At 63.1% G+C, this 11,905-nt stretch carries 11 protein-coding genes and 2 tRNA genes; 8 read left to right on the top strand and 5 right to left on the bottom strand.

What is annotated here, in order from left to right:
* The first annotated feature begins 65 nt into the window (after positions 1-65).
* From FKB36_RS07795 to FKB36_RS07785, 3 genes are all read left to right on the top strand, one after another.
* Positions 66-172, top strand: a tRNA-Tyr gene (locus FKB36_RS07795).
* 19 nt (positions 173-191) lie between these two features.
* A tRNA-Asp gene (locus FKB36_RS07790) sits at positions 192-264 on the top strand.
* Positions 265-726: 462 nt separating this feature from the next.
* Positions 727-1,245: a HEAT repeat domain-containing protein gene (locus tag FKB36_RS07785; protein WP_261597500.1), complete on the top strand. Its 519-nt coding sequence runs from the start codon at positions 727-729 to the stop codon at positions 1,243-1,245.
* A 305-nt stretch (positions 1,246-1,550) separates the two neighbouring features.
* On the opposite strand, the gene FKB36_RS07780 is transcribed toward FKB36_RS07785, so the two are convergent.
* Genes FKB36_RS07780 through FKB36_RS07765 form a run of 4 tightly spaced genes read right to left on the bottom strand, consistent with a single transcriptional unit; the run spans position 1,551 to position 4,780 of the window.
* Positions 1,551-1,970 (bottom strand): hypothetical protein, encoded by a 420-nt coding sequence (locus FKB36_RS07780; RefSeq protein ID WP_261597499.1) that lies wholly within the window; start codon positions 1,968-1,970, stop codon positions 1,551-1,553.
* Positions 1,960-2,583, bottom strand: a complete 624-nt coding sequence (locus FKB36_RS07775; protein ID WP_261597498.1) for an ArsR/SmtB family transcription factor — start codon at positions 2,581-2,583, stop codon at positions 1,960-1,962. Before FKB36_RS07775 ends, FKB36_RS07780 begins: the two co-directional genes overlap by 11 nt.
* 37 nt (positions 2,584-2,620) lie before the next feature.
* The gene (guaB, locus tag FKB36_RS07770) at positions 2,621-4,087 is read right to left on the bottom strand and encodes an IMP dehydrogenase (RefSeq protein ID WP_261597497.1); all 1,467 of its coding nucleotides are present in this window, start codon (positions 4,085-4,087) and stop codon (positions 2,621-2,623) included.
* Between the two features lie 3 nt (positions 4,088-4,090).
* Positions 4,091-4,780, bottom strand: coding sequence for a (5-formylfuran-3-yl)methyl phosphate synthase (locus FKB36_RS07765; RefSeq protein WP_261597496.1), 690 nt, complete (start codon positions 4,778-4,780; stop codon positions 4,091-4,093).
* 44 nt (positions 4,781-4,824) lie between these two features.
* On the opposite strand from FKB36_RS07765, the gene FKB36_RS07760 reads away from it, so the two are divergent.
* Positions 4,825-5,505 carry a HisA/HisF-related TIM barrel protein gene (locus FKB36_RS07760; RefSeq protein ID WP_261597495.1) on the top strand — a complete coding sequence of 227 codons (681 nt, stop codon included), beginning with the start codon at positions 4,825-4,827 and terminating at the stop codon, positions 5,503-5,505.
* On the top strand, positions 5,499-6,116 hold the full coding sequence (gene tmk / locus FKB36_RS07755) for a dTMP kinase (protein ID WP_261597494.1): 618 nt from the start codon (positions 5,499-5,501) through the stop codon (positions 6,114-6,116). Before FKB36_RS07760 ends, tmk begins: the two co-directional genes overlap by 7 nt.
* Here the strand turns inward: tmk and FKB36_RS07750 are convergent.
* Entirely contained in the window at positions 6,073-8,664 is a 2,592-nt protein-coding gene (locus FKB36_RS07750) for a valine--tRNA ligase (protein WP_261597493.1), read from the bottom strand. The genes tmk and FKB36_RS07750 overlap by 44 nt on opposite strands.
* Positions 8,665-8,851: 187 nt before the next feature.
* On the opposite strand from FKB36_RS07750, the gene FKB36_RS07745 reads away from it, so the two are divergent.
* The 3 genes from FKB36_RS07745 to FKB36_RS07735 all read left to right on the top strand — a co-directional run bounded on the left by FKB36_RS07745 (position 8,852) and on the right by FKB36_RS07735 (position 11,903).
* Positions 8,852-10,048, top strand: coding sequence for a TIGR00297 family protein (locus tag FKB36_RS07745; RefSeq protein WP_261597492.1), 1,197 nt, complete (start codon positions 8,852-8,854; stop codon positions 10,046-10,048).
* Positions 10,049-10,144: 96 nt separating this feature from the next.
* On the top strand, positions 10,145-10,636 hold the full coding sequence (locus FKB36_RS07740; protein WP_261597491.1) for a gamma carbonic anhydrase family protein: 492 nt from the start codon (positions 10,145-10,147) through the stop codon (positions 10,634-10,636).
* Positions 10,629-11,903: a CoB--CoM heterodisulfide reductase iron-sulfur subunit A family protein gene (locus FKB36_RS07735; RefSeq protein ID WP_261597490.1), complete on the top strand. Its 1,275-nt coding sequence runs from the start codon at positions 10,629-10,631 to the stop codon at positions 11,901-11,903. Before FKB36_RS07740 ends, FKB36_RS07735 begins: the two co-directional genes overlap by 8 nt.
* The last annotated feature ends 2 nt before the right edge of the window (positions 11,904-11,905 follow it).

Raw genomic sequence — 11,905 nt, 5'->3', positions numbered from 1 at the left:
GATCTTCCCCGGGAGTTCTGCGAAATATTTAATAACAACTCTATCTAACATTATTAGAGCAGTGACCCGCCTTAACTCAGACTGGTAGAGTGCGCGGCTGTAGTATGGTCTTCGCTCTCGGGCGAACTGCGCGGCTACCGCGATGTCCCCGGTTCGAATCCGGGAGGCGGGATCACCCCCAAACATTGAGTGCCCAGGTAGTGTAGTGGCCTATCATGACGGCCTGTCACGCCGTCGACACGGATTCGAATTCCGTCCTGGGCGTCACTTTCTTTCATCTTGAAGGCTTCCAGCGGAGCGGTTCATCTCCCTGAGGCGGCATGCAGCATGCCCGGAGCGTACCGGGAAACCGCTCTGAACCCTCGATAATCCTCAAACTCGTAGTCCGGCAGGAATCGCTATTGAAAATGATTATATAGAAGGATTTATTTTTATCTCCCAGGTAAAATATATATACCTTGATGCTGTATCCGGTGCCATGCACGCTCAAGGGAAATGGATCGAGAGCGATCCTTTATTCAATGCTCTGGGGACGCTCATCCTCGGGACAGGTCTTTTTGTTCTGGTGAGTCTGGCGATATATGCTTCCGGATTTCTGACCTGACAGGAGAGAGGGGCCGCGGGGATACAGCGCCTGCTAGTGGCCCGGCGGCCCCAAGCACTTATTACAAACCCGCCTCAACGTGTGATATACGCCCGGGCGTAGGCCGCGGGAGTGACGGAACCATGACTCATAGCATATCCCCTGGGCCTGGAGACGACCGTCCGGACCTGGAGACCCTGATCTCACGGCTCTTTGACCCGGAGAAGGCCGTGCGGGCGGAGGCGATGCACGGACTCGTCGCGGTTGGGAGACCCGCCGTGCCCGCCTGCATTGCCCTGCTGACGGACAGCGACTGGAGAGTGCGGTATCGCGCTGCGGAGGCCCTCGGGCTGCTCGGCGACGGCGAGGCGTATGCGCCCCTCGTCGCCGCCCTCGACGATGAGAAGGATCACGTCCGCTACATGGCGGCGAAGGGGCTCGGGCTGCTCGGCGACCCCGGGGGGGTCGGGCTGCTCGGGAGGATGCGGGACGACGAGAACGAGTTCGTGCGCCGGAGCGCCGCCCGCTCGCTCGGCACGATCGGCGGCGGGGAGGCAGTTTCAGCGCTCCGTGAGGCCCTCGAAGGTGAGACGGTGGATGGTGTCCGGGCGGCAATCATCGAAGCGCTCCGCGATGCCGGTGTGGATACAGCCCTTCACTGATCCATCATTCTTCGCGTGAGTTACTTGCAGGGGGGATAATAATACAGTCTCACGCGAAGAACGCGAAGCCGCGAAGGGGAGTCGCTCTTGGATAACCGATTTCGCGCTCTTCGCGGCTTCGCGTGAGCAAACAGGTGCAGATAACGATACAGCCTCACGCGAAGAGCGCGAAGTCAAGACAAGTTCCGGGCGCTCCGTCCGTCGCGACCGGTATGCGGTCCCGTCCCATACCCGGTGTCAGGGTTGGCAAAGCACCGGATCCCGGCAAGGCCTCGCAGGTGTCCGATGCAAAAGAGTAAGATGTATCAGGACCGGGCGACCTCGCCCGGTGCGCTCTTCTTCCGACAGACAGCGTCGATGACGCCGTGCTGCACGTTGTAGAAACTGTGCAGTACGTCGATCTCGCAGTCGAGATCGATGACCGTCTCCTCGTCACCCCCGGTGCAGAGGGTCACTGAATCCTCCTGGAACGTGACGTATGGGGCGCCGTCCGCCCGGGCATCCGCAACCGCGGTGATGTAGATGCAGTCGTCCCCTTCGACCACCTCGACATCGGACTCGTCTTCCTCGTCCCCGGCAAAATCCGGGTAGGAAGCCCCTTCGGGCATTCCGCCGATGATGGTGAATCCGATGATCTTCGGATCGCTCTGGGGCATCTCGCTCAAGATCCGCTCCATCAGCCGCGCGATGTCTCGAAACATTTCGTCGTATGGGTTATTCGCCATGTGTACCACGTATCCGGTATCGGTCGTTGATTCGCTCGACAACCCCCTTGCGTGCGAGGTTGCCCAATCTCTGTTTCAGCTCATCCGTGGACAGGCTGCTCACTTCCTCGAGTTCCGCGAGGCGCAGGTCGGCGTGGGAGAGAGCGAGGACGATCTCCATCTCCCCGTCGTCGGTGACGAGACTCCCCCGCGTGCGCATGACCTCACCGAACCTCGATTCGATCTCCCGCTCCAGTTGTTCGAGGTTATCCAGGAGTTCGTCGTGGGCCCGAACCATCCTCCTGAACACCTCGAGGTTCCTTGCAAATCGTGTTCTCTGGTTCTCGTCAACGGAGGGAAGCGTAACCCCGTCCTGCTTCTGCAGGTTTACGATGACATTGATGTCATGCGAGAGGTAGTAATACTTTCGCCTGCGCTCATCCTGGTGAGATATGAGGAGCTGCTCGCGCTCCATCAACTGGAGGTGTTCTATCACCGCTTTCGGACTGAGGACCAGCCGCTCGGAGATCTCGGTCACGAAACACGGTTTCTGCCTCAGCAGCTCAATTATTCGCCGCCTGTTCCGGTTTCCCAGGATATCAAGGAGACGGGAAACCTCGCTGCCCTCAAGCATATTTACTAAATGTTAGTGATCCAACCATAAAAAAGGATCATTCGAAGAGGCGGTAGTTCGGTGCCTCGTCGGTGATCATGATGTTGTGCGGGTGGCTCTCGCCGTACCCCGCAGACGTGATCCTGAGGAATCTGCCGTTCTTCTTCAGGTCCGCCACTGTCTTCGAGCCCGTGTAGCCCATCGCGGACTTCAGGCCGCCGACGAGCTGATAGATGACGTCCGCGACCCGCCCGACGTAGGGCGTGACCCCCTCGACGCCTTCGGGGACGAACTTGGTCTTCCCGAACTCCTTCTTCTGGAAGTAGCGGTCGCTCGACTCGCCGCTGCTCATGACGCCGAGCGATCCCATCCCGCGGTATTGCTTGTAGCGCCGGCCCTTGATCGTCGTGACCCTCCCCGGCGCCTCGTCGGTGCCGGCAAAGAGACTGCCGGCCATGATACTGTCTGCACCTGCGGCGATCGCCTTCGCGATATCTCCCGAGTAGCGGATACCGCCGTCGGCGATAACCGGCACGTCGGCCTCCTGCGCCACCCCGGCAACGTTTGCGATCGCAGAGACCTGCGGCACGCCCACGCCCGCGACGATCCGGGTCGTGCAGATGGAGCCCGGCCCGATACCGACCTTCAGCCCGTCCACCATCCCGGCAAGGGTCGCGGCCGCCTGCTTCGTCGCGATGTTTCCCGCCACCACGTCGATGGCGACGCTCGCCTTGATCTCGCCGACCGCCTTGACGACGTTCATGTTGTGGCCGTGAGCGCAGTCCACCACCAGAGCGTCGGCCCCGGCCTCGACGAGCATCATCGCCCGGTTGAAGTCGAAGGGGCCCACCGCAGCGGCGACCCGGAGTTTCCCGTTCGCATCGCGGTTCGCGTGGGGGTACTGGCGTTTCTCGAGGATGTCCCGCATCGTGATGATGCCGATCAGGCACCCATCGGCGTCCACGACCGGGAGGCGCTCGACCTTGTTCGCATACATCGTCTCGAGCGCGTTCTCCGCCGTGATATCCTCGGAGGCCGTGATCAGCTTCTTCGTCATGTAGTCGGTTATCTTCGCCTCGCCGCGTTTCGGGAGGATCGCCCTGATGTCTCTCCGACTGACGATCCCAATCACCTTCTCGTTCTCGATGACAGGCACACCGCCGATACCATACTGCCGCATGATCCGCTCCACGTCGGTGACCGTGGATGCGGGATCGACCGCCACGACCTCGCGCTCGATCAGGTCCTCAGCCTGCTTGACGATCCTGACCTCGGCGGCCTCATTTTCAGCGGTCATGTTCCGGTGGATGACACCGATACCGCCTTCGCGGGCCATGGTTATCGCCATAACCGACTCGGTCACGGTATCCATGGCGGCGCTCACGAGAGGGATGGTCAGGTGAATATTTCGCGAGAAACGCGACCTGACATCGGCATCGGCGGGCTCCACCCATGATTCGGCGGGCTCAAGGAGCACGTCGTCGAACGTAAATGTTGTTTCCATCTGCATCTTCTCGGTGTACATACATCACCTGAGCATCATCATTGCTTTCTCCACCAGTTCCGCCCTGACCGCCATCGCGCGATCGCCTCCGCAGACCATCCCCCGGACACCAATGATCTCGGGGTCGATCCTCTTCAAGGCATCGAGATCCTCGAACTTCAATGAACCGGCAAGAGCCGTCTGCAGCCCAAACTCCCGGTTCTGTGCGGTGAACCGGGTCAGTGCCTCTTCGTCCATGAACTCGAAGAGACTCTTCCCATCTTTAATACCGGTGTCGATCATGGCAATATCGGCCCCGGCATCCGCGACCAGCGAACTGATCGCGAACGGCGAGATCGTGCCCATCCTCGCCGAATCGGCATAGGCTGCGATGACGACGTATCTCTCGGGAAAATCGCGTTTCACCGCCGTGGTCACCGCTTCGATGACCTCGCGGGCGCGGTCTTCCCCGTCGAACATCAGGCCGACTTTGATGTAATCGGCACCGGCGTGCGCGGCACCGTATGCAGAAAGAGCTGCGGTTCCCGGCTTATACTCATTGTCCCCGATTGCAGCGCTGACCGGTTTCCTGCCGGCGATCTTTTTGATTTCCTGGATGATCCAGGGGAAATTCGCGCCCAGCGACCCTTCAGAGGGTTTTTTCACGTCGATGATGTCAGCGGAAAGCGAGCTTCTTGCCTCCTCAATGCTGCTTGGACTGACGAGTAATTGCATAGAAATTAATGTTCCTTCTCCCTAATAGTGGTTACGTTGAGGACATGGAACTGATTCTTGCAGTCGATCTGGCAGGCGGTCTCGTGGTGCACGGAAAGTCCGGGATGCGCGCCGGCTACCGGCCGCTGACCTGGGGGCTTGCCCCTTCGGCCGACCCGGAGGCCTACCTTTCCGCTCTCGCGCCCCGATATCTCTACATCGCCGACCTCGAGAGCCTCGAGGGCAGGGCGCCGCAGGACGACCTCGTCAGGCGCTGTGCCGCGATGGTCGAGCGGTGCTACCTCGATCGGGGCTGCCGGTCGCCCGCCGAATGCGCGGCAGTACCCGGCGTGACACCGGTCGTCGGCACCGAGACGGCGGCGAAGACGATCGAGGATCTCGCAGCCTACCGGGGCGGTTACCTGAGCATCGACGTCAAAGGGGGCAGGGTGCTCCCCTGGGGCATCAAGCCTTCGGAGATGCTCCGCCGGGCATCGGCGTTCTCGTTTGAGGGGTGCATCCTCCTGAATATCAGCGATGTGGGGACGGAGCGCGGCCTCGACCGGGAGGATCTCGAAGCCCTGCGGGCGTGCTACCCCGGCCGCCTCCTCTACGGGGGCGGGGTCGCGGGAACCGACGACATCCATCTCCTCGCCGACGCCGGGTTCGACGGGGCGATCGTTGCGACCGCCGTCCACCGCGGCACGGTGCCGATCGAGTGGCTCCGGAGGGGACGGTCGTGCTGATCACCATCGAAGGGATCGACGGGAGCGGCAAGAGCACGCTCCTTGCCCGTCTCCGGGAACTGCTCGCCGACCTCGACCCCCTCTTCACCCGCGAGCCCGGCGCCACCTGGGTCGGCGAGTCGGTGCGGCGGGCGATCGCCGAGCGGATGGACCCGATCACCGAGGCGCTGCTCTTCTGCGCCGACCACGCCGCGCATATCGATACCCTGATCCGGCCCGCGCTCAATGAGGGAAGGCTCATCATCTCCGACCGTTACGCCGATTCAAGGTTCGCCTATCAGCCGGTCGTCCTCGACGGCGTCATCCCCGACCCGCTCTCCTGGCTGCGCCGGATTCACGAGGGGTGGACGATCCGGCCCGATCGGACGTTCCTCCTGGTTCTCCCCGTCGATGACGCCGTCTCACGGCTCGGTCCGGAGAAAAAGAGAGAGTACTTCGAGAACGCCGCAATTTTGTCGCGGGTGCAGGAGAACTACCTGGGCCTTGCGGCGGCCGACCCTTCAAGGTTCGTCATCGTCGATGCGCTGCTTCCAAGAGAGGAGGTGGCCCGGTTCATCGCGGACGAGATCAGGGCTGGTGCCCTATCGTCACGACGACGTCCCCGAGCGTGAGGACGTCCACCTCTTCTCCCGCCACCCGGTAGGCGACCTTCGGCGTGAAGGAAGCGGGGGGCACCGGGATCTCCTCGCCGTCGACCGTGACGGTCGCGGGCGGGTTCTTGAGCAGTTCCGGCGGGAGCGCCTCCACGGCCTGCATGAAGCCCCGCGCCTGCTTCCTGAGCGTCGGCCCGATCACTGCCATGTTGAAGTCCACCCCGCTCACGACCTCTTCGAGTCTGGGCGTCCCGGTGGACCAGTGGGCGTCGGCGTTGAGCGCCCGCCCGGCGTCGCCGGCGTCGTCGACCGGTTCCGGCGCGTAGATCATCACGTGGCCGAGCGGGGCGTTCAGCGCCATGCCCTTGTCGTGCTTGTAGCGCCGGAGTTCCGCGATCGTCTTCACCAGAAGATCGCCGTGGCGCCGCGCCTCGTCGTCGGTGTATGAGAAGTCCGGCCAGGCCTCCGCATGGACGCTTCTCCCGGCGAGGTTGTGATAGCACTCCTCCGCGAAGTGCGGGATGATCGGGGCAAGGAGGCGGCAGAGAACGTCCATCGTCGTCCGGAGCGCACTGCAGGCGCTGTCCCTGCTGCTGTCGTCCGTATAGAGGCGCCCCTTCGCGATCTCGATGTAGTCGTCGGCGAGCGTGTTCCAGGCGAACTCCCGGATCGCCCTGAGCGCCCGGTCGAACTGGTAGCCCTCCATCGCGGCGGTGACCTCCGCGACCGTCTCGGAGAGCCGGACGAAGAGCCACCGGTCGGTGAGTTCCGTCACCGGCGCCTCGGGATCGGCACCTTTCTCCAGGTGTCCCATGACGAACCGGAAGATGTTCCAGAGTTTGGTCTGGAACCGGGACGCGGCAACGACGTCGTTCCAGCTGAACATGATGTCCGAGCCGGTCGCCGCGCCGCCCGCACCCCACTGCCGGAGCGCATCGGCGCCGTACTGCCCGACGATCTCCTCGGGAGCGATGATGTTGTTCCTGCTCTTGCTCATCTTGAATCCGTCTTCCCCGAGCACCATCCCGTTCACCAGGATCTCGTCCCAGGGGTGGCTCCCGACCAGCGCCTTCGCCCGGAGGATCGTGTAGAACGCCCACGTTCGTATGATGTCGTGCCCCTGGGGGCGCAGTTGCGCCGGGAAGTACGGCGGTTTACCGGTCCCGTCCCACCCGGTGACGTGGAGCGCCGATATCGAGGAGTCCATCCAGGTGTCGAGGACGTCCTTCTCGCCGGTGAACTCCGATCCGCCGCACTTCGGGCAGGGGGCCTTCGGCTTATCGACGGTCGGGTCGATCGGGAGGTCTTCCTCGGCCGGGATGACCATCTCGCCGCAGGCGGTGCAGAACCAGACCGGGATCGGGGTCGCGAAGATCCGCTGCCGGGAGACGCACCAGTCCCACTCCATGGATTCCGCCCAGTTCTCCATCCGGGTGAACATGTGCTCCGGCGTCCAGGAGACCCTCCGTGCCGCATCCATGATATCGTCCCGGTGGACCCGGACGAACCACTGCCGCTCCGAGAGGATCTCGATCGGGGTCTTGCACCGCCAGCAGGTTCCCACCCGCTGTTCGAGTTCCTCCTGCCGCTTCAGGATCCCGCTCTCCTCCATATCCGCGAGGATCGCTTTCCGGCAGGCCTCCGACGTCATCCCCTCATACGGGGCCGCGGTCGCGGTCATGACACCCTGCCGGTCGATTGCCTTCCGAAGATCCAGGCTGTGCTGCTTCCACCAGTAGACGTCTGTCTTGTCGCCGAACGTACAGATCATCACCGCACCGCTGCCGAACTCCGGATCGACCGCGACGTCCTCGATGATCGGAACATCGTGGCCGAAGATCGGGACGGTGAGCCTCTTCCCCTTCATCCCGCGGTACCGCTCGTCGTCGGGGTGGACGGCCACCGCAACGCAGGCCGCGAGCAGTTCAGGCCGGGTGGTGGCGATCTCGACGCCGTCGAAGTCGAAGTAGTTGAGTTTGGTCGTCCGGGGAGCGTAGTTGACCTCGGCAAACGCGATGGCCGTCTCGCACCGGGTGCAGAAGTTCACCGGATGCTCGCTCTGGTAGATGTCGCCGGCCTTGAGCATCTGTAAAAACGACGCCTGGGTCTTTCTGTAGTAGTCCGGGAGCATGGTGATGTATTCGTGGCTCCAGTCGGTCGAGAACCCGAGCCGCCGCATCGTCGCCCGCATCTTCTCGATGTTTGTGAGCGTGAGGTCGCGGCACATCTCCCGGAACTTCTCCCGCGGTACATCGTTCTTGGTGATCCCGTGGGTCTCCTCGACCTTCACCTCGGTCGGGAGGCCGTGGCAGTCCCACCCCTGCGGGAACATGACGTTGTAGCCGCGCATACGCTTGTACCGCGCGATGAAGTCGATATAGCACCAGTTTAAAGCGTTCCCGATATGGAAGTTGCCGGTGGGGTAGGGGGGCGGCGTATCGATGATGAACTGCGGTTTTGAGGAGACGGGATCGAAATAGTTCTCCTCATCCCGCCAGGTACTCTGCCAGCGCGTCTCCACTTCTTCGATATCGTAGTTTTTGGGTAGTTGATGTGACGGCGACATTTTCAGCGTATAATCTCTCTCTTCCCAGTGAAATATATTGTTGGGCTTTTCCCGGTCGGGTATTCCCGGGAGCGCACGGGTTCGCCGCCCCCTGCGGGGTTTCCCGGAACGTCCACCGCCAGAAACCACGAAGAGGGCAGGTGTTCGACCCTAAAGGCTTTGTCCCTGAACTTCCAATCGTATAGGAATGACAAAGCGGACGGGGCTGGTCCTGGCATCGGTGCTCACCCTCGCCTTCATAGGCCTGGCCCCCCTGCTCCAGCCGGCATGGCTGCTCACGCTCTTCCTCGTCCCGTTCTCGCTCGTTCTCTTCCTCATCAAGGATACCCGGTACGTATCGCTCTCGATCATCGTGCTTGCCGTGCTCTACGGGCTCGGCTGGCTCTCGACATTCGTCTTCACCTGCACGCTCGGCATCGTCGTGATCGGGGAAGCGGCCTTCCGGCTTACCGGAGGGAAGCACGCGTCGTATCTCCACCACCTGGTTGCCGCTATCGTCGTATCGATCGCGGTGATGCTCTACCTCCAGTACGTCGCGCCGCTCGTCGTCGTGATGGGGGTGGTCGTCGCGGTGCTCCTCCGGGCGGCTCTCCGGGGGCGGGACGATGCCCTGATGATCGAGGCGCTCGGCGTCGCGATGACGATGTTCCTCTTCGAGGAACTCAACTTCGAGGTCGAACTGACCCTCCTCATCGCCGCGGCGCTCATCGGGTTCGGGTTCGGCTACACCGCCTACCGGTTCCGGGTGGCCGACGTCAGCGGCCTCTTCTCAGGCGCCATGATCGGGATCATCCTGATCGTCTTCGCGGACGTCCGGTGGTTCCTGATCATGCTCACCTTCTTCATCATCGGTGCCGGGGCTACCCGGTACCGCTACCGCGACAAGGAGCAGCTCGGCGTTGCCCAGGAGCACGGGGGCGTACGCGGCTACTTCAACGTCTTCGCGAACGGCCTGGTGGCGACCGCCGCTGCCATCCTCTTCGGGTTGACGGGCCACCCGGCGTTCGTGGCGCTCTACATGGGGAGTGTCTCCGCCGCCGCCGCCGATACCGCCGCAAGCGAGATCGGGGTCACGGGGAAGGCGCCGTACCTGATCACGACGCTCAAGCCGGTGCCGCGGGGGACGAACGGGGGGGTGACCCTCCGCGGCGAGGTTGCGGCCGTCATCGCATCCGCCATCGTCGCCGTCGTCGCATGGGCGATGGGCGTCGCCGACCCCTGGATGGTCGTCGTCACGGTCATCGCCGGCTTTGTCGGCACCAATGTCGACAGCCTGGTGGGCGCAACGCTCGAGAACAGCGGCAGGATCGGGAACTCGGGCACGAACCTGATCGCCACGTTCTCGGGCGGGGTCTCGGCGATGCTGATCTATATGCTCGGGTGAAGCGGTGCAGGCTTCCCTCCACGGCCCCCGCTTCACACCGTCGGGGATCATCTATGGAGAACATTTTGTATCGCTGCAACCAATAGTAGACACATTATGGAGAGTGGATCGGTTGTGGGGAACCGCGTCTTTGTCGCAGAGAACGCAACGGTCATCGGAGACGTGACGCTTGCCGATGACGTGAGCGTCTGGTTCGGCGCCGTGGTCAGGGGCGACCGGGATTCGATCACGGTGGGGCCGGGCTCAAACATCCAGGACAACGCCGTCGTCCACACGACACCCGGATTTGGGGTCACGATAGGGACGGGCGTCTCGGTCGGCCACGGCGCCATCCTGCACGGCTGCACCATCCACGACCGGGTGCTCGTCGGGATGGGCGCCGTCGTCCTGAACGGCGCGGTGGTGGGTGAGGGCTCCATCATCGGCGCCGGCGCGGTGGTGACGGAGGGAAAAGAGATCCCGCCAAACTCGCTCGTCCTCGGGGTGCCGGGGAAGGTCGTCAGGGAGACGACGCCCGAGCAGCAGGAGAGCATCCTCCACAACGCGCGCGAATACGTCAACCTCGCAGGGAGGTACCGCCATGGCTGAGGTCGTCGTCATCGGCGCCGGGGTCGCGGGGATCCAGGCGGCGCTCGACCTTGCCGACCACGATATCCACGTCCACCTCATCGAGCGCGAACCGACCATCGGCGGGCACATGGCCCAGCTCGACAAGACGTTCCCCACGAACGACTGCTCGATGTGCATCCTCTCTCCGAAGATGGTCGAGGTGGCCCGGCACCCTAACGTCACCATCCACACCTGCTCCGAGGTCGAGGGGATCGAGGGCGAGGTGGGGAGGTTCCGCGTCCGGGTCAGAAAACACCCTCGCTACGTCCTCGAAAGCGAGTGCAACGGGTGCGGGGACTGCGTCGCGATCTGCCCGGTGGAGGTTTACAACCGGTTCGATGCCGGGATCGGCGTGCGGAAGGCGATCTACAAGCCCCACGCCCAGGCGGTCCCGGACATCGTCGTCAAGGACCAGGAGCACTGTATCGAGTGCGGGCTCTGCTACGACGCCTGCGGAAAAGAGGCGATCCTGCACGAGGACGAGGAGCGCCACCTCGAGATCGAGGCGGCAAGCATCGTCGTCGCGACCGGCTACGCGACGTTCGATGCCAAAAACAAGAGGCAACTCCGCTACCTCGCAATCCCTGACGTCATCACGAGCCTTGAGTTCGAGCGGATGATCAACGCAAGCGGCCCGACGGGCGGGAGACTGAAACGGCTCTCGAACGGCAGACCGCCGAGGAGCGTGGCGTTCGTCCAGTGCGTCGGCTCCCGCGACCTCGCCGCCGGACGCCCCTACTGCTCAGGGGTCTGCTGCATGTACGCGATGAAGAACGCCACGCTCATCCGGGAGAAGAACCCCGATATCGAGGTCGTTGTCTTCTATAACGACATCCGCGCGTATGGCAAGGGCTACGAGGAGTACTACGAGCGGGCGAGGAACCTCGGGGTCAGGTTCGTCCGCGGGTTCCCCGGCGAGGTGCTCGAGGAGAACGACCGCCTGATGATGGTCGCGGAGAACACCGAGACCGGCGAGGTAGAGATGTTCCACCCCGACCTGGTCGTCCTCTCCGTCGGGCTCGAACCGGCCCCGGGGGCGGATGTGGTTGCCCGGATGCTCGGCATCCCGAGGGACGAGTCCGGGTTCTTCGCGGTCGCCGACCAGAAACTCGGCCCCGTCCTCACGGTGAAGCCCGGGATCTACGTGGCAGGGACCGCCACCGCGCCGAGGGACATCCCCGACTCCGTTGCGATGGGCGAGGCGGCGGCGATGCGCGCGTTCCTCGATACGATCAGGGTGGGATGAGC

It is taken from the genome of Methanoculleus formosensis, from assembly GCF_025384765.1.
GTDB classification, from domain to species: domain Archaea; phylum Halobacteriota; class Methanomicrobia; order Methanomicrobiales; family Methanoculleaceae; genus Methanoculleus; species Methanoculleus formosensis.
The sequence above is the reverse complement of the archived record's forward strand: the minus strand, read 5'-3'. Positions and strand labels throughout refer to the sequence as shown.

Bases quoted from the DNA above. Each gene is read 5' to 3' on its own strand.
- FKB36_RS07785 (WP_261597500.1), top strand. From the start codon at position 727: ATGACTCATAGCATATCCCCTGGGCCTGGAGACGACCGTCCGGACCTG.
- FKB36_RS07780 (WP_261597499.1), bottom strand. From the start codon at position 1,970: ATGGCGAATAACCCATACGACGAAATGTTTCGAGACATCGCGCGGCTG.
- FKB36_RS07775 (WP_261597498.1), bottom strand. From the start codon at position 2,583: ATGCTTGAGGGCAGCGAGGTTTCCCGTCTCCTTGATATCCTGGGAAAC.
- guaB (WP_261597497.1), bottom strand. From the start codon at position 4,087: ATGTACACCGAGAAGATGCAGATGGAAACAACATTTACGTTCGACGAC.
- FKB36_RS07765 (WP_261597496.1), bottom strand. From the start codon at position 4,780: ATGCAATTACTCGTCAGTCCAAGCAGCATTGAGGAGGCAAGAAGCTCG.
- FKB36_RS07760 (WP_261597495.1), top strand. From the start codon at position 4,825: ATGGAACTGATTCTTGCAGTCGATCTGGCAGGCGGTCTCGTGGTGCAC.
- FKB36_RS07750 (WP_261597493.1), bottom strand. From the start codon at position 8,664: ATGTCGCCGTCACATCAACTACCCAAAAACTACGATATCGAAGAAGTG.
- FKB36_RS07745 (WP_261597492.1), top strand. From the start codon at position 8,852: ATGACAAAGCGGACGGGGCTGGTCCTGGCATCGGTGCTCACCCTCGCC.
- FKB36_RS07740 (WP_261597491.1), top strand. From the start codon at position 10,145: ATGGAGAGTGGATCGGTTGTGGGGAACCGCGTCTTTGTCGCAGAGAAC.
- FKB36_RS07735 (WP_261597490.1), top strand. From the start codon at position 10,629: ATGGCTGAGGTCGTCGTCATCGGCGCCGGGGTCGCGGGGATCCAGGCG.